The organism is Metapseudomonas otitidis (assembly GCF_900111835.1).
Taxonomy (GTDB): Bacteria; Pseudomonadota; Gammaproteobacteria; order Pseudomonadales; family Pseudomonadaceae; genus Metapseudomonas; species Metapseudomonas otitidis.
In genome coordinates this window covers 203,225-227,234 of record NZ_FOJP01000005.1, presented here as the reverse complement: position 1 = coordinate 227,234, position 24,010 = coordinate 203,225, and the positions used below count along the sequence as shown (strand labels likewise).

Genomic DNA, 24,010 nt, shown 5'->3' with positions numbered 1-24,010 from the left:
CCGGCGCTTGACGCCGGGCTTGCCTCTGCGATCATTGCCCGCTCGCGCGGACACGGATCGCTCGATCAGCGGCAACATTCGCCGGATCCGTTGTCTATGCACTGACTTTTCTTGGGGATCGGCTTGATGTTCTCGACACCAAAATCGGCACGCCTGCTGCCCATCGTGCTGGCCCTGGCCGGCATGAGCGCCTCCGTCCAGGCCGACACGCTGTTCAATTTCGTGCGTCCGCTGGACGCTGTCACCGTCACCACCCAGGACGCTGCCCTGCCCAGCGTCACCGCGGAAACCACGCCCGAGGGCGAGGTGCTACGTCGCCTGACCTTCAACCCGGCCGAGAAGCCCAGCCTGCGCCTGGCGCCGCAGAACGGCACCTGGGACTGGAGCCAGGCCGGTGTCATGAGCCTGCGCCTGCAAAGTGCCCAGGACTGGGCCATCACCCTCGACGTCACCGTCGAAAGCGCCGACGGCAAGACCTTGCGCAGCCGCATCGCCCTGCCGGCCGGCCCTGCCCAGACCCTGCTGCTGCCCCTGGCCGCCACCTCGCCCCGTGCCCAGGGCATGCGCGCCGCGCCGCCCCAGCCCTGGGTGAAGGATGGCAAGCGCTACCTGCTGGCCACCGAGGTGGAAGGCGAGCTGGACCTGTCCAAGGTCACCGCCGTGACCCTTTCCCTGGAGCACCCGGACGCGGCGCAGAACATCCTGCTGGGCCGCTTCGGCACCGAGGACAAGAACCCCCAGGCTGATTTCTACGCCGGCCTGATCGATGCCTACGGCCAGTACACCCGCGCCGACTGGCCGGAGAAGGTCAAGAGCGACGAGCAGCTCAAGGCGGCCGCCGAGAAGGAGCGCAAGCAACTGGAGGAATGGAAGGCCAAGCTGCCCGAGCAGGACGCCTACGGTGGTTGGCTCGGTGGCCCGAGCTTCGAGGCCAGCGGGTTCTTCCGCACCGAGAAGCGTGAGGGGCGCTGGTACCTGGTCTCTCCCGAAGGCCACCCGTTCTTCTCCCTGGGTGTCAACACCGTCACCCCGGACAACAGCCAGACCTACGTCGAAGGCCGCGAGGGCATGTTCACCGCGCTGCCCAAGGACGGTGAACCCCTCGCCAACTGGTACGGCAACGGCGACAGCCGCCGCGAGACCGGCTCCAACAAGGGGCGGGCCTTCGACCATGGTCGCTGGTACGACTTCTACCGGGCCAACCTGGAGCGCACCTACGGCCCGCAGGAGCCTGCGCGCTGGGTCGAACACAGCCTGGATCGCCTGAAAGCCTGGGGCTTCAACACCGTGGGCAACTGGAGCGCCGGCGAATTCGGCACCGCCCAGCGCATGCCCTACACCCTGCCGCTGTCGATCCATGGCGATTTCGCCACCATCAGCACCGGCCTCGACTGGTGGGGCGGCATGCCCGACCCGTTCGACCCGCGCTTCGCCATGGCGGCCGAGCGGGCGATTGCCATTGCCGCCCGTGACCACCGCGACGACCCCTGGCTGATCGGCTACTTCGCCGACAACGAGCTGGCCTGGGCCGGCCCCGGCAGCGATCCCAAGTCCCGCTACGCCCTGGCCTACGGCACCCTGCGCCTGACCACCGACGTGCCGGCCAAGCGTGCCTTCCTCAAGCAGCTGCGCGACAAGTACCGCAACCAGCAGGGCCTGTCCCAGGCCTGGGGCATCGAGCTGCCGGCCTGGGAGCTGATGGAGGACCCGGGCTTCGAGGCACCGCTGCCCAATCCCGAGCACCCGGCCATCGAGGAAGACCTCAAGCGCTTCCAGCGCTTCTTCGCCGACACCTACTTCAAGACCATCGCCGAGTCGATGAAGTGGCACGCACCGAACCACCTGCTGCTGGGCGGACGCTTCGCCGCCACCGTGCCGGAGGCCGTGGAGTCATGCGCCCAGTATTGCGACGTGCTCAGCTTCAACTTCTACACCCGCGAGCCGCAGCAGGGGCATGACTTCGAGTTCCTGCGCAAGCTGGACAAGCCGCTGCTGGTCACCGAGTTCCACTTCGGTTCCCGCGACCGGGGCCCGTTCTGGGGCGGTGTCTCCGAGGTCTACAAGGAAGAGGAGCGTGGCCCGGCCTACGCCAACTTCCTGAAGAAGGCCCTGGAGGAACCGCTGATCGTCGGTGCCCACTGGTTCCAGTACCTCGACCAGCCCGCCAGCGGCCGCCTGCTGGATGGCGAGAACGGCCACCTCGGCCTGGTGGCCATTACTGACCGCCCCTACGAGGGCTTCGTCAAGTCGGTGCGCAAGACCAACCTCGACATCGCCGCGCAACTGGCCGCTCCCGCTCCGGCAGCGAACGAGTCGGCCAAGCAGCCGGCCAGCGCACCGAAGGCAGCGCCCGCCAAGCCCGAGACGCCGAAGGCCCAGGCACCCAAGCCTGAAGCCGCCAAGCCGGAAGCCCCGAAGCCCGAGGCGCCGAAAGCCGAGGCACCCAAGGCCGAGCCTGAGGCCAGCGAAGCGCCGAAGCCCGAGGCGTCCAGCCCTGCGCCGACCCAGCCTGCACCCGAAGCCAAGGATGCAGCGCCGGCACAACCCGCTGCGAACTGAGGCCACCCGCGCCGAACTTCAGCGGGGTTCACAGCAGACGGCGGCATGGCAACAATGCCGCCGTCGTCTTTTTTGAAGGAGAGTGATGGTGCAGATCCAGGGTTACTTCGACTTGCGTTTCGAAGCGGTGCGCGACCAGTTCGCCGCCCTGTTCGAGGGCTCCCAGGAGCGCGGGGCCGCGCTGTGCGTGCAGGTGGGCGGGGAGACCGTGCTCGACCTGTGGGCCGGCACCGCCGACAAGGACGGCCAGCAGGCCTGGCACAGCGACACCCTGCTGAACCTCTTCTCCTGCACCAAGACCTATGCCGCCGTCACCGCCCTGCAGCTGGTGGGGGAGGGCAAGCTCGACCTCGATGCGCCGGTCGCCCGCCTGTGGCCGGAGTTCGCTGCCGCCGGCAAGGAGCGCATCACCCTGCGCCACCTGCTCAGCCATCGTGCCGGCTTGCCGGCGATCCGCGAGCCATTGCCGGCCGAGGCGCTCTACGACTGGGACGCCATGACGACCGCCCTGGCCGCCGAGCAGCCCTGGTGGACGCCGGGCGAGGGCCATGGCTACGCGCCCATCACCTACGGCTGGCTGGTGGGCGAACTGATCCGCCGTGCCGATGGTCGTGGCCCCGGTGAATCCATCGTGGCCCGCGTGGCCCGGCCCCTGGGGCTGGACTTCCACGTCGGCCTGGACGATGCCGAATTCCACCGTGTCGCCCACATCGCCCGGGGCAAGGGCAACCTGGGGGATGCGGCGGCCCAGCGCTTGCTCAAGTGCATGATGAGCGAGCCCACCGCCCTCAGTACCCGTGCCTTCACCAACCCGCCGTCGATCATGACCAGCACCAACAAGCCCGAATGGCGGCGCATGCAACAGCCGGCTGCCAACGGCCACGGCAATGCCCGCAGCCTGGCCGGCTTCTATGCCGGCCTGCTGGATGGCAGCCTGCTGGACTCGGCACTGCTGGCCGAGCTGACCCGCGAACACAGCCTGGGTGACGACCGCACCCTGCTCACCCAGACCCGTTTCGGCCTGGGCTGCATGCTGGAGCAGCCCGATGTGCCCAATGCCACCTACGGCATGGGGCGCCTGGCGTTCGGCCATCCGGGTGCGGGCGGTTCCATCGGTTTCGCCGATCCGGAGCGCGACGTGGCCTTCGGCTTCGTCACCAACACCCTCGGTCCCTACGTGCTGATGGACCCCCGCGCCCAGCACCTGGCACGCACCCTGGCCAGCTGCCTGTAGCGCCACTCGTCAGCTGGAACGAATATCCCTTTTCGGATTAATGGGTTGCGTCCAGAATTTCAGCCTGAATCTGAGATTGATGCGCCATCACGCGATGGCGCATCGGCTTTCTTCACCCCTCCTGTCACGGGTCCTTTCCATGAAGCTGTTCAAGTACTCCACCTTGATCCTCTGCATGACCGTTGCTGGTTGCAGCACCTTCAGCCATGACAAGCAGCCGGCGGAGGCCCAGGCGCAGAACAGCGGCACCCACCACTGGTGGTGGCCGTTCGGTGGGGGCGAGCAGAAGGCCGAGCCGGCCAAGGTCGCCAAGATCGACACCCAGGCCACCCAGGCCTGGCTCGACCAGTACGAGCCGCGCCTGCGTGAAGCGGTGAAGGGCTCGCGCATGGAAGTGGAGCGCCGCGACAACGTGCTGGTGGTCACCGCGCCGGTGGACGGTTCCTTCAACCCGGACCGCCCGAGCATGCTGCTGCCGATCTCCCTCGGGCCGGTGTCCCGCGTTGCCAAGCTGGTGGAGGGTGATGCCAAGACCGGCGTGCTGGTGCTCGGCCATGCCGATCCGTCCGGCGACGACGCCAAGAACCGCCAGCTCAGCCAGGAACGGGCCCAGGCCGTGGCTGCCATCTTCCGCCTCAGCGGGCTGCAGCGTGACCGCCTGTCGCTGAAGGGCGTGGGCTCCGACATGCCGCGCGCCGCCAACGACAGCAAGGACGGCCGCGCCCTGAACCGCCGTGTGGAAATCGTCCTCACCCCGCAGGACACCCTGGTGGCCCTGCTGGCGCGTTACAACCAGCCGCCCAAGGTCGCCCAGCAGGCGGTTGCGGCAGATCAAGGCAAGTGAGCGATCCTCGGATAGGCTAGCGTTTTCCCTTTCCGGAGAGCCCCCATGACCCAGACCCTGGCCGATATGCGCCGCGACTACACCCGCGACGGACTCAGCGAGGAGCAGGCCCCCCAGGAGCCGCTCGCGCTGTTCCACCGCTGGTTCGACGAGGCGGTGAAGACCGAGCAATTGCCCGTCGAACCCAACGCCATGACCCTGGCCACGGTGGACGCCGATGGGCGCCCCCATTGCCGGGTGCTGCTGCTCAAGGGGCTGGATGAGCGTGGCTTCACCTTCTTCAGCAACTACGACAGTGCCAAGGGCGAGCAACTGGCGGCGCGGCCGTTCGCGGCCATGACCTTCTTCTGGCCCAGCCTGGAGCGCCAGGTGCGCATCGAGGGGCGCGTGGAGCGGGTGACTCCGGCGGAGTCGGACGCCTACTTCCAGGTCCGCCCGCTGGGCAGCCGCATTGGCGCCTGGGCCTCACCGCAGAGCCGGGTGATCGCCGATCGTGCCGAACTGGAGGCCTTGCTGGCCGACACCGAGCGGCGTTTCCTCAACCAGTCCCCCACCTGCCCGCCGCACTGGGGCGGCTACCGGCTGCTGCCGGAGCGCGTCGAATTCTGGCAGGGGCGCCCCAGCCGGCTGCACGACCGCCTCAACTACCGCCTGGTAGATGGGCGTTGGCAGCGCGAGCGCCTCGCACCCTAGGACGCCTGGGGCGGCTGCGGGTAACGGCTGGCCGCCTGCTCCAGCCAGGCCTGCAGCGCCTTGCGCTTGATCCCCGCAGCCTTCGCCGCCTCCAGTTGCTCCAGCATGTAGGCGCGGCGCTGCGGGTCATCCCCCGCCATCGACAGGGCCAGGTCGCGGTCCACCCAGCGCTTGATACGCACGTAGATCCACCAGTGGAAGTACAGGCCCGCGACGGTGGTGACGACGATGATGAAGTAATCCATGGACTAACCTTGCTGCTCGGCACCCTGGCGTCGTTTCGTTGTCCGATGGCCGTGGCTGTACGGAAACTGAACGAGTCTGCACTTTGGCCGAGCGTCGAGTGACAGTTGAAGGTGCCGCGCAGTCTAATGGAGGCGCATCCAATCTGGAGGAAAAATCATGCGTAAATCCGTTCTGCTGGCCGCTTCGTTCGCCTCGATGGCGATGGTTCTGAGCGGCTGTCAATCGAGCCTGACCGGAGACACCTACTCCCGCGCCGAGGCCCGCCAGGTGCAGACCGTGCGCATGGGGACCATCGAATCGCTGCGCCCGGTGAAGATCGAGGGCACCAAGACCCCCATCGGTGCCGGTGCCGGTGCGGTGGTGGGCGGTGTCGGCGGCAGCGCCATCGGCGGTGGCCGTGGCAGTGTGGTGGCCGCCGTGATCGGCGCCGTGGCCGGTGGCCTGCTGGGCGCCGCGACCGAAGAAGGCCTGACCCGCACCCAGGGCGTGGAGATCACCGTGCGCGAGGATGACGGTTCCATGCGCGCCTACGTGCAGGAAGTGCAGGAAAACGAGATCTTCCGTGTCGGCGAACGTGTTCGCATCATGACCGTCAATGGCACCAGCCGCGTGACCCACTGATCCATCCCCCCGCAACCGGCGGGCTTTCCGCCGGTTCGTCCCCTACGCTTCATCTCACCAGCCAACCGGCAGGCGATTCATGGCTCTGTAGAGCGGGTCGCCTGTTCCGGCTTGCTAGGTTTTGAAATAATTCATGCATGCGCGGTGATCGATAGTTCTGGATAATCGATCACCGCATCGCCATTGCCGTGCTCAGCGCTGGCAGGCCGAAAGAGGAGGATTTCGATGCTACTGGCGCTGATCGTCGCCCTGCCGTTCCTGGGAACCCTGTTGCCGCTGCTGTTCGGCCGCCATTGCCGCACCCGTGCCGCGCTGGCGGCCGCCGTGGCGCCGGCCATCGGCCTTGGCCTGCTGCTCGCCCAGGCCGGCACCGTGCTGGGTGGGGAGGTCCTGAAGCTGTCCATCCCCTGGTTGCCGCAGCTGGGGCTGAACTTCAGCCTGCGCCTGGATGGGCTGGGCTTCCTCTTCGCACTGATGATCCTCGGCATCGGCCTGCTGGTGATCCTCTACGCCCGCTACTACCTCTCCGAGCGCGAGCCCTGTGGCCGCTTCTTCGCCTACCTGCTGCTGTTCATGGGCGCCATGCTCGGCGTGGTGCTGTCCGAGAACCTGCTGCTGATGCTGGTGTTCTGGGAGGCCACCAGCCTGTCGTCGTTCCTGCTGATCGGTTTCTGGGGGCACCGCTCCGACGCCCGCAAGGGCGCGCGCATGGCGCTGGCGGTCACCGGTGGCGGTGGCCTGGCGTTGCTGGCGGGCATCCTCCTGCTCGGGCAGATCGCCGGCAGCTTCGAGCTGACCGAGGTGCTGGCCCGGGGCGAGCTGATCCGCCAGCACAGCCTCTATCCGGTGATGCTGTGCCTGGTGCTGCTGGGGGCGCTGACCAAGTCGGCGCAGTTCCCCTTCCACTTCTGGCTGCCCCACGCCATGGCCGCGCCGACCCCGGTGTCCGCCTACCTGCACTCGGCAACCATGGTGAAGGCCGGTGTGTTCCTCCTGGCGCGGCTCTACCCGGCCCTGGCCGGCACCGACCTGTGGTTCTACCTGGTGGGCCTGAGCGGCCTGGCGACCCTGCTGCTGGGCGCCGGGATGGCGCTGTTCCAGCATGACCTCAAGGGCCTGCTGGCCTATTCCACCATCAGCCACCTGGGCCTGATCACCCTGCTGTTCGGCCTGGATACCCCGCTGTCCAACGTCGCGGCGGTGTTCCACATCATCAACCACGCCACCTTCAAGGCGTCGCTGTTCATGGCGGCCGGCATCATCGACCACGAGACCGGCAGCCGCGACATGCGGCAGATCAACGGCATGTGGCGCTACCTGCCGCACACCGCTGTGCTGGCGATGGTCGCCTCCCTGGCCATGGCCGGGGTGCCGTTGCTCAACGGCTTCCTCAGCAAGGAGATGTTCTTCAGCGAGACCCTCGGGCAGGACCTGCTGGGCAGCTTCAGCTGGTTGATCCCGGCCGGGGCGACCCTGGCGGGCGTGTTCTCGGTGGCCTACTCGCTGCGTTTCGTCCACGACGTGTTCTTCAACGGCGAGCCGCGCCAGTTGCCCAAGTTCCCGCCCCACGAGCCGCCGCGCTACATGAAGGTGCCGGTGGAGGTGCTCGTCGCCCTGTGCCTGCTGGTGGGCATGGCGCCGAACTTCAGCGTCGCGCCCCTGTTGGCGGCCGCATCCTCGGTGAGCATGGGTGGCACGCTGCCGGAATACAGCCTGGCGATCTGGCACGGACTCAACCTGCCGCTGCTGATGAGCACCCTGGCACTGGTCGGCGGCGTGCTGATCTACATCGGCCGCAAGCCGCTGTTCCGTTGGTACGAAGGGCTGCCGGACGCGGACGCGAAGGAAATCTTCGAGGCTGCGGTCCAGCGCGTGATCGGCGTGGCTGCGCGCTTTATCGCCGCGCTGGAGAACGGCTCCCTGCAGCGCTACATGGCGGTGCTGCTGCTGGCGGCCGTTGCCGTGGTGGTCGTGGCCCTGGCGCCGCTGACCTCGCTGACGGGCTCGCGGCCGCTCACCGGGCTGGATGGCGTGACGGCGGTGGGAATGCTGGTGCTGGCCGCCAGCGGTGTGCTGACGGCGTTGCTGCACCGCCAGCGCATGGTGGCGCTGCTGGTGCTGGGCGTCGGCGGCCTGCTGGTGGCCCTGGCCTTCGCCCGCTTCTCCGCGCCCGACCTGGCACTGACCCAGCTGACGGTGGAGGTGGTGACCCTGGTGTTGCTGATCCTCGCCATGTACTACCTGCCCTCGCGTACCCCGGCGGAAAGCTCCAGCCTGCGCATCCTCCGCGACCTCGGCCTGGCCGGCGCCGGCGGCACCCTGGTGGGCCTGCTGACCTACGCGGTGATGACCCGCCCGTACACCACCATCGCCGACTACTTCATCGCCAACGCCATCCCCGGCGGCGGCGGGCACAACGTGGTCAACGTCATCCTCGTGGACTTCCGCGGGTTCGACACCCTGGGCGAGATCACCGTGCTGGCGATCGCTGCGGTGGGCGTGCATGCGCTGCTGTCCGGGCTGTTGCTGCGCAACCCCACCTGCGATCCCCAGGGCCGGAACTGGGCACGGGCCAAGCACCCGCTGATCCTCGAAACCCTGTCGCGGCTACTGCTGCCCCTGGCGCTGATGGTGTCGGCCTTCATCTTCCTGCGCGGGCACAACCTGCCGGGCGGCGGCTTCATCGCCGGCCTGATCACTGCCGTGGCCCTGGTGTTGCAATACATCGCCAGTGGTTCAGCCTACGTCGAGTCGCGGCTGCCGCTGCGCTACCAGCGCATGGCCGGCTGCGGCGTACTGCTGGCCGGCCTTACCGGGCTGGGCAGCTGGGCCTTCGGCGCCCCGTTCCTGACCTCGGCTTTCGACCACTTCCACCTGCCGCTGGTGGGTGAGTTCGAACTGGCCACGGCACTGGCCTTCGACCTGGGCGTCTACCTCGCCGTGGTCGGCGCCGTGATGCTGATCCTCTCCGGGCTCGGTAAGCTGAGCCTGCACCCGCCCATGACCGAGGAGGTCCACTGATGGAAGCCCTGTTCGCCGTCACCCTCGGGCTGCTCACCGCCAGCGGCCTGTACCTGCTGCTCCGGGCGCGCACCTTCCCGGTCGTGCTCGGGCTGACGCTGTTGTCCTACGCGGTCAACCTGTTCCTCTTCGCCATGGGGCGCCTGGCAGGCGACGCCGCCGTGCTCGGCCAGGGCGGCACCCCGGCCGACCCGCTGCCCCAGGCGCTTGTGCTCACCGCCATCGTCATCGGCTTCGCCATGACCGCCTTCGTGGTGGCCCTGGCCCTGCGGGGCGTCGGCGAGCTGGGCAACGACCATGTCGATGGCCGCCGTGACGGGGAGGGCCGATGAACCACCTGCTCATCCTGCCGATCCTCCTGCCCCTGTTCGCCGGGGCGGCGCTGCTGATGCTGCCCTCGCTGGAGCGCATCAAGCGCACCCTGTCGATCCTTGCCTGCCTGGCGCTGATTCCCGTGGCCCTGTTGCTGATGCGGCAGGCGGCGGAAGGCGACCTGCAGGTGTACGCACTGGGCGGCTGGCAGGCACCGTTCGGCATCGTGCTGATGCTGGACCGCCTCAGCGCGCTGATGCTGCTGGTCACCGCCGTGCTCGGCACCGCCGTGGCGATCTATGCGGCCCGGGGTGATGACCGCCGGGGCATGCGCTTCCACGCGCTGCTGCAGTTCCAGTTGCTGGGCCTGAACGGTGCCTTCACCACCGGCGACCTGTTCAACCTCTTCGTGTTCTTCGAGGTGATGCTGATCGCCTCCTATGCGCTGCTGTTCCATGGTGGCGGTGCCGAACGGACCCGCGCCGGTTTGCACTACGTGGTGCTGAACCTGGTGGGCTCGGCGTTCTTCCTGATCGCCCTGGGCGTGTTCTACGGCATCACCGGCACCCTCAACATGGCCGACCTGTCGGTGAAGGTGGCCGCCGTGGCACCCGCCGATGCGCCGTTGCTGGCGGCTGCCGGGCTGCTCCTGCTGGTGGTGTTCGCCCTCAAGGCGGCGTTGCTGCCGCTGCACTTCTGGCTGCCGCGTGCCTATACCGTGGCCAGTGCGCCGGTGGCGGCGCTGTTCGCGATCATGACCAAGGTGGGCGTCTACTCCATCGTGCGGGTCTACCTGCTGGTGTTCGGTGCCGGGGCGGGTGAGCTGGCCCACCTGGGCAACGACTGGCTGTGGCCGCTGGCGCTGCTGACCATGGCGGTGGCCGCACTCGGTGCCCTGGCTGCTGCCAGCCTTCAGGCGCTGGTGGCCTACCTGGTGCTGCTCTCCGCCGGCACCCTGCTGGCGGCCGTGGCCCTTGGCACGCCGGCCTCCCTGGGCGCGGCGCTGTACTACCTGGTGCACAGCACCTGGGCGGCGGCCGGGTTGTTCCTGCTGGCCGACCTCATCAGCCGCGAGCGTGGCGAACGCCGGGGCGCGCTGGTGCAGGGGCCGCTGCTGGAGCACCCGGCCCTGCTGGGCGGCGCCTTCTTCTTCGCGGCCATCTCGGTGGCCGGCCTGCCGCCGTTGTCCGGCTTCATCGGCAAGCTGCTGCTGCTCAAGGCCGCGACGCCGGGCCTGCCGACGGCCCTGCTGTGGGGCGTGCTGCTGGGCGGCAGCCTGCTGTGCCTGGTGGCCCTGAGCCGGGCCGGCAGCACGCTGTTCTGGCGCACCACCGGGGCTGATGCACCCGGTGGCGAGGGGCTTGACGGTGTGCGCCTGGCCGTCACCCTTGCCCTGCTGGGCCTGGCGGTGCTGCTGGTGGTGCTGGCGGGCCCGCTGATGAGCTACCTGGAGGCCACGGCCACCCAGCTGCACGATGTCGATCTCTACCGGCAGGCCGTCCTGCCAGGAGCGGGCGCATGATCCGTCGTCTCTTGCCCCATCCGGCCACCAGCCTGCTGCTGCTGGTCACCTGGCTGCTGCTGGTGGATTCCCTGTCCTTCGGCCAGTGGCTGCTGGGGGGCGCGCTGGCCGTGCTCATCCCGCTGCTGTGCAACCCGCTGATGCTGGAGCACCCGCGCGCCTGGCGCCCGGCCCGCCTGGCCCGGTTCATCCTGCTGGTGCTGTGGGACATCCTGGTGGCCAACTTCCTGGTGGCCCGCCAGACCCTCGGCCCGATCCGGCGCCTGCAGCCGGGGTTCGTCGAGGTGCCGATCGACCTGGACAACGAAATGGCCATCAGCCTGCTGGTGTGCGTGGTGTCCCTGACCCCGGGCTCGGTGTCCGCCGACCTCAGCGGCGACCGCCGCATCCTGCTGGTCCACGCCCTGGACGTGCCCGATGCCGACGCGCTGGTGGCGGAGATCAAGCAGCGCTACGAAGCGCCCCTCAAGGAGGTGTTCCCATGCTCGCGTACGTGATTCCCGTCTGCCTGGGGCTGCTGGTGGTGGCCATGCTGCTGACCCTGGCCCGCCTGGTGCGCGGGCCCTGCCTGCCCGACCGGGTGCTGGCGCTGGATACCCTCTACGTCAATGCCATCGCCATGCTGATCCTGCTGGGCATCTGGCAGGGCACCAACCTGTATTTCGAGGTGGCGCTGCTGATCGCCGTGCTGGGGTTCGTCGGCACGGTGGCGGTGGCCAAGTACATGCTGCGCGGAGACATCATCGAATGAATATCGCCGACCTGCCCCTGTGGGCCGAGATCCTGGTTTCCCTGCTGCTGCTGCTGGGGGCGCTGTTCGTGCTGATCGGTGCCATCGGCCTCTATCGCCTGCCGGACTTCTTCATGCGCCTGCACGGGCCGACCAAGGCCACCACCCTGGGTGTGGGCAGCCTGGTGATGGGGTCGCTGGTGTACTTCTCCTGGGTGTCCGGCACGCTCAGCTTCCACGAGCTGCTGATCAGCCTGTTCCTCTTCATCAGCGCCCCGGTCAGTGCCTACATGCTGGCCAAGGCCGCTGTGCTGCAGCAACTGCCGCTCACGTCGCGGACCCGCGGCAAACCTTGGCAGCAGTAACAGTTTTGCCGGGCGGCTGTGCCTGTCGGGGGCGCCTGCCGCCCCCTAGACTGTCGATTTTTCCGGAGATGGGGCATGGCGCAGCAGGCTCGGTGGGTGGCAGTGGTCTGCCTGGTGCTGGCCATGGCGCTGTGGGGCAGCTCGTTCATCGCCCTCAAGTTCGCCTTCCGCGAGGTGCCGTCGATGTGGGTGATCTTCGCCCGCATGGCCCTCGGCAGCCTGGTGTTCCTGCTGGCCTGGCGCTGGCGGGGGAGGGCTGAACCCCGGCGCGGCGACTGGAAGTACTTCCTGGCCCTGGGCGCCTGCGAGCCCTGCCTCTATTTCATCTTCGAAGCCCTGGCGCTGGAGCACACCAGCGCCTCCCAGGCGGGGATGATCACGGCGCTGTTGCCGCTGCTGGTAGCGGTGGGGGCCTACCTGTTCCTCCGGGAGCGCATCACCCGCACCACCCTGGCCGGCTTCCTGCTGGCGGTGCTCGGTGCAGTGTGGCTGAGCCTGGCCAGCGAGTCGGACGCCCATGCCCGCGCGCCCCTGCTGGGCAACTTCTATGAATTCCTCGCGATGCTCTGCGCTACCGGCTACACGCTGCTGCTCAAGCACCTGTCGTCGCGCTACTCGGCCTTCCACCTGACGGCCTTGCAGGCGTTCATCGGGGCCGGGTTCTTCCTGCCGGTGGCGCTGCTGGGCGAGCCCTTGCCCGCCGTCATCAGCCCGCTGGCGCTGGGGTCGATGGTCTACCTCGGCATCGTGGTCACCGTCGGCGCCTATGGCCTCTACAATTTCGGCGTGGGGCGCCTGCCGGCCAGCCAGGCCACCGGCTTCATCAACCTGATCCCGGTGTTCACCCTGATCTTCGCCATGCTGCTGCTGGACGAACGCCTCAGCCCTGCCCAGTTCTGCGCCGCTGCCCTGGTGTTCGCCGGGGTGGCCCTCAGCCAGTGGCGCAGCGCCCCGCCGGCCCCGGCCGGCATCCTCGATTGAGTACACACCATGCCCGCTGATTTCCGCCGTTGGACCCGCGACGCCATCCGCCTCATCGAGGCCGACTTCCAGCGCAGCGCCGATACCCACCTGATCCCCCTCGCGCTGCCGGGTTTCCCGGGTGTCGACCTGTATTTCAAGGACGAGTCCAGCCACCCCACCGGCAGCCTCAAGCACCGCCTGGCCCGTTCGCTGTTCCTCTATGCCCTGTGCAACGGCTGGCTGGGGCCGGGGGCGCCGGTGATCGAGGCCTCCAGCGGCTCCACGGCGGTGTCCGAGGCCTACTTCGCGCGCCTGCTGGGGCTGCCGTTCATCGCCGTGATGCCGGCCAGCACCTCCCCGGAGAAGATCGCCCAGATCGCCTTCTATGGCGGCCGCAGCCACCTAGTGAGCGACCCGACGCAGATCTATGCCGAGTCCGAACGACTGGCGCGGGAGAGCGGCGGCCACTTCATGGACCAGTTCACCTACGCCGAGCGCGCCACCGACTGGCGGGCGAACAACAACATCGCCGAGTCGATCTTCCAGCAGATGCGCCACGAGCCGCACCCGGAACCGAGCTGGCTGGTGTCCAGCCCCGGCACGGGCGGCACCCTGGCCACCCTCGGGCGCTACGTGCGCTACCGCCAGCACCCGACCCGGGTGCTGTGTGCCGACGCCGAGCGTTCGGTGTTCTTCGATGCCTACGTGAGTGGCGACCGCAACCTGACCCTGGGCTGCGGGTCACGCATCGAGGGCATTGGCCGGCCTCGGGTCGAGGCGTCCTTCCTGCCCCAGGTGATCGATGCGATGGCCAAGGTGCCGGATGCGCTGTCCCTGGCGGCCATGCACTACCTGGCGCAGCGCCTGGGGCGGCGGGTCGGTGGCTCCAGCGGGACCAACCTGGTGGGGGCCTTGCGGGTGGCCGCAGACATGGCGGCCAAGGGGGAACAGGGCTCGGTGGTGGCGATCCTCTGCGATGGCGGCGAGCGCTACGCGACCACCTACTACGATCCGGCCTGGCTGGCGAGCCAGGGGTTCGACCTCGAACCCCTGGTCGCGCAGATCGCCGCCTGCGCCGAGCAGGGCGCACCCCTGCCGGATTCGCTGGCGGTGGCCGGGCTCTGACAGGCTGTTGAAACGCTCACAGCGCTGCCGCGGCGCCGTGTGCGTCATTCAACGGCGTGCCGGGCCTCGCCCCCTCGCCAGGCGAGGGCCACATCCAGCATGCGGTGGGCGAAGGCCCATTCGTTGTCGTACCAAGCGAGCACCTTCACCAGCTCGTCCTGCACCCGCGTCTGGGTCAGGTCGGCGACGCAGGACACCGGGTAGCCGTTGAAGTCCACCGATACCAGCGGCAGCTCGTTGCAGCTCATCACTCCCTCCGGCAGGCGGAAGGCGCCTTCGCGCAGCGCGGCGTTGACCGCCTCGCGGGTGGTGGGGCGCTCGGCGATGAAGCTCAGGTCCACCAGCGAGACGTTGGGGGTCGGCACCCTGACCGCCAGGCCGTCGAGGCGCCCGGCCAGCTCCGGCAGCACCAGGCCGATGGCCCGTGCCGCGCCGGTGCTGGTGGGAATCATCGAGAGGGCGGCGGCCCGCGCGCGGTAGAGGTCGTCGTGGGTCTTGTCCAGCAGGTTCTGGTCGTTGGTGTAGGCGTGCACTGTGGTCACCAGGCCGCTGCGGATGCCCACGGCGGCATGCAGCACCTTGGCCAGGGGCGCCAGGCAGTTGGTGGTGCAGGAGGCGTTGGAGACGATGCGCTGGTCGCCCAGCTGGTCGTGGTTGACCCCGTACACCACCGTCAGGTCGGCGCTGTCCAGCGGGTGGGACAGCAGCACGTGGGAGGCCCCGGCGGCCAGGTGCCGTTCCACCTGTTCGCGCTTCTTCATCCGCCCGGAGCATTCCAGCACCAGGTCCACCCCCAGGTCCGCCCAGGGCAGGTTGCCGGGTTCCGGCTCGGCCAGCAGGCGGATCGCCTGGGTGCCGACGTGCAGGTGGTCCTGGCGCAGTTCGAGGGGGCCGGCGAAGCGGCCGAAGGTGGAGTCGAAGCGGGTGAGGTGGGCGAGGGTGGCGAAATCGCCGAGGTCGTTGATGGCTTCGATCCGCACCTGCTGGTCGAGGCCCCGTTCGAACACGGCGCGGACAATGGCCCGGCCGATGCGTCCATACCCGTTCAATGCGATGCGCAGCATGACGTTCTCCTTCTTGCGTGTCCTGCCTGCAAGCTTAGGAGGTCATCGGCGAACGGGGGCCGCTCCGGCCCGGGGAACGGGCCGAGGCGGGGGAGGGAAACAACGGTTCAGTCGTTGCGGGCGCCGCCGAAGGCCGCACAGCCGCGCAGGGTCTTGCCGTCCAGGCGCAGTTCGGCGGAGAGGTGTTCGACGGCGCCGCTCATGCTGTCGACGCAGCGTTTCGGGGCGATCCACAGCTCCACCCGGCGGCCGTTGGCTTCGCTGGTGAGGTTGAAGCGGCCGTCGGGCAGTTGTTCTTCCATGTAGGGGATGGCCAGCGGCGGCTGCTCCGGCTGTTCCAGCACCAGGCCGGCGTTGCTGACGTTGACGTTCCAGGACGGCTCGTTGCCGCTGGCACGCAGCAGCAGGCGGCGGAAGTTCGGGTCGTCGCAGCCATGGCCCTCGCGCTGCAAGCGGTACAGGCGGCGCACGTCCAGCTGGCCATCGGCACCGGCCTTGCTCGCACCCAGCTGGCCGCCGAGGTCGGCGAACAGCGGGCCCGGCCCGTCGTCCAGGAGGGTGGCGGCTTCCTGCAGGATGCCGGTGGCGCCCACGTCGGTAATCACGAAGCGGCGCTGCTCCTGGCAGGGGCGGAACACCAGGCGTCCTTCGCTGGCCTCCAGTTCGCCCTGCATCCGCTGCTGCGGGAGTTGCGGCGCCTTCTCCGGGCCGGTGAACACCTGGCAGCCGGCGAACAGGGGGATCAGACTGAACAGCAGGGGACGAACGATGCGCATGGGGGCCTCCTTGGGAAGCGGCCACGTTACCGGGGCGCCTCGGCTAGCTCAAGGGCGAGGAGGACGGATGATCCAGTGCAAACGGGTTTATGAACCCTGGGATGAACGCGATGGCCAGCGGGTGCTGGTGGACCGGCTGTGGCCGCGCGGTTGCCGCAAGGAGGCGCTGGGGCTGGCGCTCTGGCAGAAGGCGGTGGCGCCTTCGGATGCGCTGCGCCGCGACTTCTGCCACGACCCCGAGCGCTTCGATGAATTCCGCCTGCGCTACCGGGGCGAGCTGGCGGCGCACCCGGAGCACTGGCAGGGGCTGCTGCAGATGGCGCGGGAAGGGACGCTGACCCTGCTCTACGCAGCCCGCGACGAGCAGGCCAACAACGCCCGGGTGCTGGCCGAGTTCCTCGAGGAGGAGCTGGACCGCGAAGGGCCGTCCAGCTCCCCGGTGTGCTACGCCGGCGAGGTGTAGCGGCTTACCAGACGCGGTACACCTGGCCGGTCTGGCCGCCTTCGGCGCTCTTGGCATAGGCCAGGGCTGCGACGGCTGCCGGCACGGCCTTGAAGCCGCGGAAGAACGGGCCGTAGGACGGCAGGGCTTCTTCGATCACCGTGGGGCTGACGCTGTTGATGCGCAGGCCGCGGGGCAGTTCGATGGCGGCGCTTTTCACGAAGCTGTCGATGGCGCCGTTGACCATGCTGGCCGAGGCGCCGGCGCGGATCGGGTCGTCGCTCAGCACCCCGGAGGTGAGGGTGAAGGAGCCGCCGTCGTTGATGAACTCGCGGCCGATCAGCACCAGGTTCACCTGGCCCATCAGCTTGTCCGCCAGGCCCTTGGCGAATTCCGCTTCGCCCATTTCCGCCAGGGCGCCGAAGTGCACCTTGCCGGTGGCGCTGATCAGCGCGTCGAAGCGCCCGGTCTGTTCGAACAGGCGGCGGATCGAGGCGGCATCGCGGATGTCCACCTGGAAGTCGCCGCTGCTGTGGCCGACGCGGACGATCTCGTGGCGCTCCTTGAGCTCGTTGTCGATGGCTTGGCCGATGGTGCCGCTGGCGCCGATGAGAAGGATCTTCATGAAGGGATTCCTGTGGCTGAGGGATGACGGAATCCAGTGTAGAGTCGCTTTTGTTTCCGATAAGCAGGGTAATCGGAAACCTTGGGTTTTCATTTGGAAACAGTGAGGGGCGCGTGAGCGAACTCGACGACCTGGCGGCGTTCGCCGTCTTGCTGGAAGCGGGCAGCTTTACCCGCGCGGCCGAACGGCTGGGGTGCAGCAAGGGGCAGTTGTCCAAGCGCATCCGTCATCTGGAGGAGGGGCTGGGCACGACGCTGTTGCACCGCACCACCCGGCGCCTGGACCTCACGGCGGCCGGCGCCGCGCTGTTGCCCCAGGCCCGCGCCCTGGTGGCCCAGGCGGAGGTGGCACGGCAGGCGGTGAAGCGCCTGCAGGAGGAGGTGGCCGGACGGGTGCGGATCAGCGTGCCGGTGTCCCTGGGGGAGACCTTCTTCGATGCGCTACTGCTGGACTTCACCCGCCAGTACCCGGCGGTGCGGGTGGAGCTGGATCTGAGCAATGCCTACCGCGACCTGATTGCCGAGGGCTTCGACCTGGGCGTGCGCAGCGGCCCGCACCAGGACGAGCGGCTGGTGGCCCGGCCGCTGTTCTCCCTGGAGGAGATCACCTGCGCCGCCCCGGACTACCTGGCTCGCCACGGAGAGCCCCACGCCCCGGCGGAGTTGGCCGGCCACCAGTGCCTGCTCAACACCCACTACGCCGGCTACGAGGAGTGGCTCTACCACCGCCAGCACCAGCTGGAGCGGGTGCAGGTGGCGGGCAACCTCGCCAGCAACCACTACAGCCTGCTGAAGAAGGCCGCCCTGGCCGGCGCCGGCATCGCCCGGCTGCCGTCCTACATGCTGCACGACGAACTGGCGGATGGCCGCCTGGTGTGGCTGCTGCGTGGGTACCGTACCCGGCAGTCGCCGGTGTTCCTCGTGCATCCCTACCAGAGCGGCCTGCCCCGCCGTACCCAGGTGCTGGTGGACTACCTGCTGGACTGGTTCGAGCGCAGCCGCCAGGCCCTCGACCGGCTGGAGCTCGGGGCATAGGGCGGAGTCATCTGCAATGCCATGGGCGCAGGCTCGGTGGGAGCTGCCCCGGTGTGATGCGCTTCGTGCCTCAGCGCATCCTACGAGCCGATGTCGCCCGTGGGATGGGCGAAGCCCATCGTGTCCAGGCGATTACCGGCTAAATGCCGCAGGGTGGATCGCGCGTCATCGGTCCATCGTCGTGCGTCCAGCCAGGCTCCGGGGCTCTGGCGACACAAACGAAAACGGCCCCTTTCGGGGCCGTTGTCGTGTCGCTGTGGGATCAGCCGCCCAGGTACGCGTCGCGCACCTTGGGGTCGGTCAGCAGGGCTTCACCGGTGCCCTGCATGACGATCCGTCCGTTCTCCAGCACGTAGCCGCGATCCGCCAGCTTGAGCGCCTGGTTGGCGTTCTGCTCGACAAGGAACACGGTCACGCCATCACGGCGCAGCTGTTCGATGATGTCGAAGATCTGCTGGATGATGATCGGCGCCAGGCCCAGGGACGGCTCGTCCAGCAGCAGCAGCTGGGGCTTGCTCATCAGAGCGCGGCCGATGGCGAGCATCTGCTGTTCGCCGCCGGACATGGTGCCGGCGCGCTGGGCATAGCGTTCCTTGAGGCGCGGGAACAGGTGCAGGATCTTGTCCAGCTGCTCCTGGTAGTCACCCTTGGGCGTGAAGAAACCGCCCATGGCCAGGTTCTCCTCGACGGTCAGGCGGGCGAACACACGGCGGCCTTCCGGCACCACCGCGATGCTCTTGCGCATGATGTCGCTGGACTCCTGGCCCACCAGCTCCTCGCCGAGGTAGCGGATGCTGCCGCTGGCCGCACGCGGCGAGCCGCAGAGGGTCATCAGCAGGGTGGACTTGCCGGCACCGTTGGCACCGATCAGGGTGACGATCTCGCCACGGCTGACTTCCATGCTGACGTCGTGCAGCGCCTGGACCTTGCCGTAGAAGGTGGAAACCTTGTCGAAACTCAGCATGACTCAGGCCTCCCCCAGATAGGCTTTGATCACATCCGGGTTGCTGCGGATCTGCTCCGGCGTACCGTCGGCCAGGGGCGTGCCCTGGTTGATCACGTAGATGTGGTCGGAAATGCTCATCACCAGGTGCATGTCGTGCTCGATCAGCAGCACGGTGACGTTGTGCTCGTTGCGCAGCAGGGCGATCAGCGCCTTCAGGTCCTCGGTCTCGCGCGGGTTCAGGCCGGCGGCGGGCTCGTCGAGCATGAGGATGCGCGGGCGCGTCATCATGCAGCGGGCGATCTCCAGCCGGCGCTGCTGGCCGTAGGCGAGGGTGCCGGCGGGGCGGTTGGCCACGTCGGTGAGGTTGACCTGCTCCAGCCAGTGCGCCGCCAGGTCCATGGCCTCGCGTTCGCTCTTGCGGAAGCCCGGGGTCTTGAACAGGCCGGCCAGGAAGTTGGTGTTGAGGTGGCGGTGCTGGGCGACCAGCAGGTTCTCCACCGCCGTCATTTCCTTGAACAGGCGGACGTTCTGGAAGGTGCGGACCACGCCCTTGCGGGCGATCTTGTGGCCCGGCAGGCCGGCGATCTGCTCGCCGTCCAGCAGGATGCTGCCCCCGGTCGGCTGGTAGAAGCCGGTGAGGCAGTTGAACACGGTGGTCTTGCCGGCGCCGTTGGGGCCGATCATCGAGACCACCTGCTTTTCTTTGACGTTCAGGGCCACACCATTGACGGCCAGCAGGCCGCCGAAGCGCATGGAGAGGCCGCTTACTTCGAGGATGGTGCGGCTCATTGCTTCAGCTCCAGGTGGGGACGCTGCATGGGCAGGAGGCCCTGCGGACGCCAGATCATCATCAGCACCATCAGGGCGCCGAACATCAGCATGCGGTACTCGTTGAATTCACGGGCGAGTTCCGGCAGCAGGATCATCACCACCGCAGCGAGGATCACCCCCAGCTGCGAGCCCATGCCGCCCAGCACCACGATGGCGAGGATGATCGCCGACTCGATGAAGGTGAAGGACTCAGGGGTCACCAGGCCCTGGCGCGCGGCGAAGAAGCTGCCGGCGAAACCGGCGAAGCAGGCGCCCAGGGTAAAGGCCGAGAGCTTGATCACGGTGGGGTTCATCCCCAGCGCGCGGCAGGCGATCTCGTCTTCGCGCAGCGCTTCCCAGGCACGGCCGATGGGCATGCGCAGGAGGCGGTTGATCACGAACAGGGTCAGCAGCACCAGCAGCAGCGCCACCAGGTAGAGGAACACCACCTTGTACTGGGAGTTGTAGGCAATCCCGAAGTACTCGTGGAAGGTCTGCATGCCCTCGGCCGCGCGACGCTCGAAGGTGAGGCCGAACAGGCTGGGCTTCTCGATGTTGCTGATGCCGTTGGGGCCGCCGGTGATCTCTGTGAGGTTGCGCAGCAGGATGCGGATGATCTCGCCGAAGCCGAGGGTCACGATGGCCAGGTAGTCACCGCGCAGGCGCAACACCGGGAAGCCCAGCAGGAAGCCGAACAGCGCGGCCATCATGCCGGCGATCGGCAGGCACACCCAAAAGCCCAGGCCGTAGTAGTGCGACAGCAGCGCATAGCTGTAGGCGCCCACGGCGTAAAAGCCGACATAGCCCAGGTCCAGCAGGCCGGCGAGGCCGACCACGATGTTCAGGCCGAGGCCGAGCATCACGTAGATCAGGATCAGCGTGGCGATGTCCACCGCACCGCGCGAGCCGAAGAACGGCCAGGCGAGGGCGACCACGATCAGGCCGAGGATGATCCAGCGCTGGGTGGAGGGCAGGGTGAGGAAGTTGGTGGCCTTGTCCGACAGCTTCGGCCGACTCGGGGCCTTGCTCCAGGCTTCGGTCAGCTGGTTGCGGAACAGCTGCCAGAAGAACATGGCGATGGCACAGCCGGCGATGGTCCAGAGCACGGCGGGGCTGCCGCCCTGCACCTGCAGGCTGATGCCCACGGTGGTGAGCTTCAGGCCCAGCACCGGGTAGGCGACCGCGACGACCAGCAGGGCGCTGAAGAGGGCGGTCTTGAGGTTCTTGGCGGTGTTCATACCTTCTCCACCTCCGGGCGACCGAGGATGCCGGTGGGGCGGAACAGCAGGACCAGGACCAGCAGGCTGAAGGACACCACGTCCTTGTACTGGTCACCGAACACATCGGCGCCGAAGGCTTCGGCCACGCCGAGCACCAGGCCGCCGAGCATGGCGCCGGGTATGCTGCCGATGCCGCCGAGTACCGCGGCGGTGAAGGCCTTGATGCCGGCGAGGAAGCCCAGGTGCGGGTTGATCACGCCGTACTGCATGCCCAGCAGCACTGCGGCGATGGCAGCCAGGGTGGCGCCGATGACGAAGGTGAGGGCGATGATGTTGTTGGTGTTGATCCCCAGCAGGTTGGCCATCTTGATGTCCTCGGCACAGGCGCGGCAGGCGCGGCCCAGACGGGAACGGGAGATGAACTGGGTGAGGCCGAACATGACCAGGAAGGTGACGACGAAGATCAGCACCTGCATGTACGAGATGGTGACCCCGTTCATGGTGCTTTCGCCGAACACGAAGTTGCCCGGCAGCAGGTTCGGGATCGCCTTGTCCTTGGAGTCCTGGGCGAGCAGGACTTCGTTCTGCAGGAAGATCGACATGCCGATGGCGGAGATCAGCGGGATCAGGCGGTTGCTGCCGCGCAGCGGCCGGTAGGCCACCCGTTCGATGCTGTAGCCATAGGCGCTGGCGACGATGATGCTGGCGCTGAAGGCCGCCACCATCAGGAGAGGCAGGCTGTCGAGACCGAGCATGGTGAGCCCGGCGATGGCGATGAAGGCTACGTACGAGCCGATCATGTAAACCTCGCCGTGGGCGAAGTTGATCATGCCGATGATGCCGTAGACCATGGTGTAGCCGATGGCGATCAGGGCATAGGTGCTGCCAACGGTCAGGCCGTTAACCAGCTGTTGCAGGTAGTGATAGAGATCAGGCATTCCCCAACTCCTCGGGCATCACGTAAAGCGGCGCTTGTGGCGCAGCGGAGCCCGTAAAACTCGGATAAACAAAGCCCACTGCGGATGCAGTGGGCTCTGGGCTTAAGGCGGGAAGCTTATTTGGCTTCGGTCTTGGTGCCGTCCTTGTGCCACTCGTACACCACGAAGCTGAAGTCCTTCAGATCGCCCTTCTTGTCGAAGGAGAGGGTGCCGGTCGGGGTTTCGAAAGAGTTGGAGCGCAGGGCTTCAGCCACCTTGGCGGTGTCGTCGCCAGCCTTCTTGATGCCTTCGGCAATGACTTGCACGGCGGCGTAGGCCGGGAACACGAACGGACCGGTGGGGTCTTCGTTCTTGGCCTTGAAGGCCTCTACCAGGGCCTGGTTCTTCGGATCCTGGTCGAAGGACTTCGGCAGGGTCACCAGCAGGCCTTCGGAAGCCGGGCCGGCGATGGCGGAGATTTCCTTGTTGCCGACACCTTCCGGACCCATGAAGCGAGCGCTCAGGCCTTTTTCGGAAGCCTGGCGCAGCAGCAGGCCCAGCTCGGGGTGGTAGCCGCCGTAGTAGACGAAGTCGACATTGGCCTGCTTCAGCTTGGCGATCAGGGCGGAGAAGTCCTTGTCGCCGGCGTTGATGCCTTCGAACAGGGCCACCTTGCCGCCCTTGGCTTCCAGGGTCTGCTTCACGGCCGTGGCGATGCCTTCGCCGTACTGCTGCTTGTCGTGGATGACGGCGACGTTTTTCGGCTTGATGTGGTCAGCGATGAAGTTGCCGGCGGTCGGGCCTTGCAGGCTGTCCAGGCCGATGGTGCGGAACACCAGCTGGTAGCCACGGGCGGTGATCTCGGGGCTGGTGGAGGCCGCAGTGATCATCAGGATGCCTTCGTCTTCGTAGATATCGGACGCAGGCTGGGTGGAGCTGGAGCACAGGTGGCCAACGACGTACTTCACGCCATCGTTGACGATCTTGTTGGCTACGGCGACCGCTTGCTTCGGATCGCACGCGTCGTCGTAGACCACGCCTTCGAGTTGAGCGCCGTTCACCCCGCCGGCCTTGTTGATCTGCTCGATCGCCATCTTGGCGCCGATGAACTGCATTTCACCGTACTGGGCGACCGCACCGGTCACCGGGCCGGCCAGGGCGATCTTGATGGTGTCGGCCGCTACGGAGTAGCTGGCGGCACCGGCGAGGGCCATGGCGGCGAACAGTTTGGAAAGCTGCTTGGTAGCCTTGTTCATAGTGCTCCACTCGTATGTTTATCGTTGTTGTTGTCCTGGTTGCCTGAAAGCAGAGGACAGGGTCCTTTTTGTCACCCCGCCGAGTCCTGCGGCAACTGTACCGGTACAGTGTAGAGTGCCGATTTGCGGCTTGAAAAGCCGACAGGAGGGTGCGGAATGTTCCTATGTCGCCTAATCGCAACAAACGTATAGAAATACGGCGTGCCCTGAAGGACGCAGGAAGCGTCTGGCTGCACTTGTGAACAAGATGACGGGCGTTGGTTATCATTGCCCGCCCTGCAACCGTTACTTTCCCACTCAGAGCAAGCCATGAACGAATCCTCAAGCACCCTCTATGCCAAGCTGCTCGGCGAAACCGCCGCCATCACCTGGGAGGAGCTGCAGCCCTTCTTCGCCCGTGGGCAACTGCTCTGGGTCGAGGGTCAGGAGGATCTGGTCGGCGTCGCCCTGGCCGTGGCCGAGGACGACAAGCCCCAGGTCGCGGCGCTGCTGCAGGCCGGCAAGCTGGAGCGCGTGGAAGAGGCCCGGGCACGCGACCTGCTGGAGCGTGACCCCACCCTCTGGGCCGTGGTGGTGGCGCCCTGGGTGCTGGTGCAGGAGCGCCTGGAGGCACCGGCCCGTCACTGAGGGCTGCGGCCTGCCGGCAAAGGCCGTCTAGACTCCTTCCACCCCGTTCGTCTCTCAA

The 24,010-nt window shown here is 67.6% G+C and carries 24 protein-coding genes and 1 pseudogene; 16 read left to right on the top strand and 9 right to left on the bottom strand.

Going from position 1 to position 24,010, the window contains the following annotated elements; all coding sequences use genetic code 11:
* The first annotated feature begins 126 nt into the window (after nucleotides 1–126).
* The 4 genes and pseudogenes from BM198_RS08310 to pdxH all read left to right on the top strand — a co-directional run bounded on the left by BM198_RS08310 (nucleotide 127) and on the right by pdxH (nucleotide 5,330).
* The gene (locus BM198_RS08310; RefSeq protein WP_394328336.1) at nucleotides 127–2,559 is read left to right on the top strand and encodes a beta-agarase; all 2,433 of its coding nucleotides are present in this window, start codon (nucleotides 127–129) and stop codon (nucleotides 2,557–2,559) included.
* 88 nt (nucleotides 2,560–2,647) lie between these two features.
* Nucleotides 2,648–3,793, top strand: coding sequence for a serine hydrolase domain-containing protein (locus BM198_RS08305; RefSeq protein ID WP_074969257.1), 1,146 nt, complete (start codon nucleotides 2,648–2,650; stop codon nucleotides 3,791–3,793).
* Between the two features lie 139 nt (nucleotides 3,794–3,932).
* Nucleotides 3,933–4,634: pseudogene (locus BM198_RS08300) on the top strand (OmpA family protein); the annotation flags it as partial.
* 48 nt (nucleotides 4,635–4,682) lie between these two features.
* Complete coding sequence (gene pdxH, locus BM198_RS08295; RefSeq protein WP_044413361.1) at nucleotides 4,683–5,330, top strand: pyridoxamine 5'-phosphate oxidase; 648 nt, start codon at nucleotides 4,683–4,685, stop codon at nucleotides 5,328–5,330.
* Here the strand turns inward: pdxH and BM198_RS08290 are convergent.
* Nucleotides 5,327–5,575, bottom strand: coding sequence for a hypothetical protein (locus BM198_RS08290; protein WP_044413363.1), 249 nt, complete (start codon nucleotides 5,573–5,575; stop codon nucleotides 5,327–5,329). The two genes, pdxH and BM198_RS08290, sit on opposite strands and share 4 nt — an antisense overlap.
* Nucleotides 5,576–5,732: 157 nt before the next feature.
* Between BM198_RS08290 and BM198_RS08285 the strand changes: the two genes are divergently transcribed.
* The 9 genes from BM198_RS08285 to BM198_RS08245 all read left to right on the top strand — a co-directional run bounded on the left by BM198_RS08285 (nucleotide 5,733) and on the right by BM198_RS08245 (nucleotide 14,235).
* Complete coding sequence (locus BM198_RS08285; protein WP_074969173.1) at nucleotides 5,733–6,197, top strand: outer membrane lipoprotein; 465 nt, start codon at nucleotides 5,733–5,735, stop codon at nucleotides 6,195–6,197.
* Between the two features lie 225 nt (nucleotides 6,198–6,422).
* On the top strand, nucleotides 6,423–9,218 hold the full coding sequence (locus BM198_RS08280; protein WP_074969171.1) for a monovalent cation/H+ antiporter subunit A: 2,796 nt from the start codon (nucleotides 6,423–6,425) through the stop codon (nucleotides 9,216–9,218).
* Entirely contained in the window at nucleotides 9,218–9,550 is a 333-nt protein-coding gene (locus BM198_RS08275; RefSeq protein ID WP_044413370.1) for a Na+/H+ antiporter subunit C, read from the top strand. The genes BM198_RS08280 and BM198_RS08275 overlap by 1 nt, the downstream gene beginning before the upstream one ends.
* A complete protein-coding gene (locus BM198_RS08270) occupies nucleotides 9,547–11,052 on the top strand; it encodes a monovalent cation/H+ antiporter subunit D (protein WP_074969169.1) in 1,506 nt (501 codons plus the stop codon). Before BM198_RS08275 ends, BM198_RS08270 begins: the two co-directional genes overlap by 4 nt.
* A complete protein-coding gene (locus tag BM198_RS08265; protein ID WP_044413375.1) occupies nucleotides 11,049–11,549 on the top strand; it encodes a Na+/H+ antiporter subunit E in 501 nt (166 codons plus the stop codon). Before BM198_RS08270 ends, BM198_RS08265 begins: the two co-directional genes overlap by 4 nt.
* Nucleotides 11,534–11,803 carry a K+/H+ antiporter subunit F gene (locus BM198_RS08260; RefSeq protein WP_044413378.1) on the top strand — a complete coding sequence of 90 codons (270 nt, stop codon included), beginning with the start codon at nucleotides 11,534–11,536 and terminating at the stop codon, nucleotides 11,801–11,803. Before BM198_RS08265 ends, BM198_RS08260 begins: the two co-directional genes overlap by 16 nt.
* On the top strand, nucleotides 11,800–12,147 hold the full coding sequence (locus BM198_RS08255) for a Na+/H+ antiporter subunit G (protein WP_082078339.1): 348 nt from the start codon (nucleotides 11,800–11,802) through the stop codon (nucleotides 12,145–12,147). The genes BM198_RS08260 and BM198_RS08255 overlap by 4 nt, the downstream gene beginning before the upstream one ends.
* A 75-nt stretch (nucleotides 12,148–12,222) precedes the next feature.
* Complete coding sequence (locus BM198_RS08250) at nucleotides 12,223–13,128, top strand: DMT family transporter (protein ID WP_074969167.1); 906 nt, start codon at nucleotides 12,223–12,225, stop codon at nucleotides 13,126–13,128.
* Between the two features lie 9 nt (nucleotides 13,129–13,137).
* Nucleotides 13,138–14,235: a PLP-dependent cysteine synthase family protein gene (locus BM198_RS08245; protein WP_074969165.1), complete on the top strand. Its 1,098-nt coding sequence runs from the start codon at nucleotides 13,138–13,140 to the stop codon at nucleotides 14,233–14,235.
* Nucleotides 14,236–14,279: 44 nt separating this feature from the next.
* Here BM198_RS08245 and gap read toward each other — a convergent pair whose 3' ends face one another.
* Nucleotides 14,280–15,299 carry a type I glyceraldehyde-3-phosphate dehydrogenase gene (gene gap / locus BM198_RS08240; protein WP_044413387.1) on the bottom strand — a complete coding sequence of 340 codons (1,020 nt, stop codon included), beginning with the start codon at nucleotides 15,297–15,299 and terminating at the stop codon, nucleotides 14,280–14,282.
* A gap of 107 nt (nucleotides 15,300–15,406) precedes the next feature.
* Nucleotides 15,407–16,075, bottom strand: coding sequence for a COG3650 family protein (locus BM198_RS08235; protein ID WP_074969163.1), 669 nt, complete (start codon nucleotides 16,073–16,075; stop codon nucleotides 15,407–15,409).
* A gap of 67 nt (nucleotides 16,076–16,142) precedes the next feature.
* On the opposite strand from BM198_RS08235, the gene BM198_RS08230 reads away from it, so the two are divergent.
* A complete protein-coding gene (locus BM198_RS08230) occupies nucleotides 16,143–16,538 on the top strand; it encodes a DUF488 domain-containing protein (protein WP_074969161.1) in 396 nt (131 codons plus the stop codon).
* Nucleotides 16,539–16,542: 4 nt separating this feature from the next.
* Here the strand turns inward: BM198_RS08230 and BM198_RS08225 are convergent, their stop codons facing one another.
* Nucleotides 16,543–17,142 (bottom strand): short chain dehydrogenase, encoded by a 600-nt coding sequence (locus BM198_RS08225; protein WP_074969159.1) that lies wholly within the window; start codon nucleotides 17,140–17,142, stop codon nucleotides 16,543–16,545.
* Nucleotides 17,143–17,255: 113 nt separating this feature from the next.
* Here BM198_RS08225 and BM198_RS08220 point away from each other — a divergent pair, with 113 nt between their 5' ends.
* Nucleotides 17,256–18,176 (top strand): LysR family transcriptional regulator, encoded by a 921-nt coding sequence (locus BM198_RS08220; protein ID WP_074969157.1) that lies wholly within the window; start codon nucleotides 17,256–17,258, stop codon nucleotides 18,174–18,176.
* Between the two features lie 262 nt (nucleotides 18,177–18,438).
* Here BM198_RS08220 and BM198_RS08215 read toward each other — a convergent pair whose 3' ends face one another.
* The 5 genes from BM198_RS08215 to BM198_RS08195 all read right to left on the bottom strand — a co-directional run bounded on the left by BM198_RS08215 (nucleotide 18,439) and on the right by BM198_RS08195 (nucleotide 23,325).
* On the bottom strand, nucleotides 18,439–19,140 hold the full coding sequence (locus BM198_RS08215; protein WP_044413400.1) for an ABC transporter ATP-binding protein: 702 nt from the start codon (nucleotides 19,138–19,140) through the stop codon (nucleotides 18,439–18,441).
* A 3-nt stretch (nucleotides 19,141–19,143) separates the two neighbouring features.
* Nucleotides 19,144–19,911 carry a high-affinity branched-chain amino acid ABC transporter ATP-binding protein LivG gene (gene livG, locus BM198_RS08210; RefSeq protein WP_074969155.1) on the bottom strand — a complete coding sequence of 256 codons (768 nt, stop codon included), beginning with the start codon at nucleotides 19,909–19,911 and terminating at the stop codon, nucleotides 19,144–19,146.
* The gene (locus BM198_RS08205; protein ID WP_074969153.1) at nucleotides 19,908–21,170 is read right to left on the bottom strand and encodes a high-affinity branched-chain amino acid ABC transporter permease LivM; all 1,263 of its coding nucleotides are present in this window, start codon (nucleotides 21,168–21,170) and stop codon (nucleotides 19,908–19,910) included. Before BM198_RS08205 ends, livG begins: the two co-directional genes overlap by 4 nt.
* Nucleotides 21,167–22,090: a high-affinity branched-chain amino acid ABC transporter permease LivH gene (gene livH / locus BM198_RS08200; protein WP_044413408.1), complete on the bottom strand. Its 924-nt coding sequence runs from the start codon at nucleotides 22,088–22,090 to the stop codon at nucleotides 21,167–21,169. Before livH ends, BM198_RS08205 begins: the two co-directional genes overlap by 4 nt.
* Before the next feature lie 116 nt (nucleotides 22,091–22,206).
* Nucleotides 22,207–23,325: a branched-chain amino acid ABC transporter substrate-binding protein gene (locus BM198_RS08195; RefSeq protein ID WP_074969151.1), complete on the bottom strand. Its 1,119-nt coding sequence runs from the start codon at nucleotides 23,323–23,325 to the stop codon at nucleotides 22,207–22,209.
* A 309-nt stretch (nucleotides 23,326–23,634) separates the two neighbouring features.
* On the opposite strand from BM198_RS08195, the gene BM198_RS08190 reads away from it, so the two are divergent.
* On the top strand, nucleotides 23,635–23,952 hold the full coding sequence (locus BM198_RS08190) for a DUF2288 domain-containing protein (RefSeq protein WP_044413413.1): 318 nt from the start codon (nucleotides 23,635–23,637) through the stop codon (nucleotides 23,950–23,952).
* Nucleotides 23,953–24,010 lie beyond the last annotated feature (58 nt).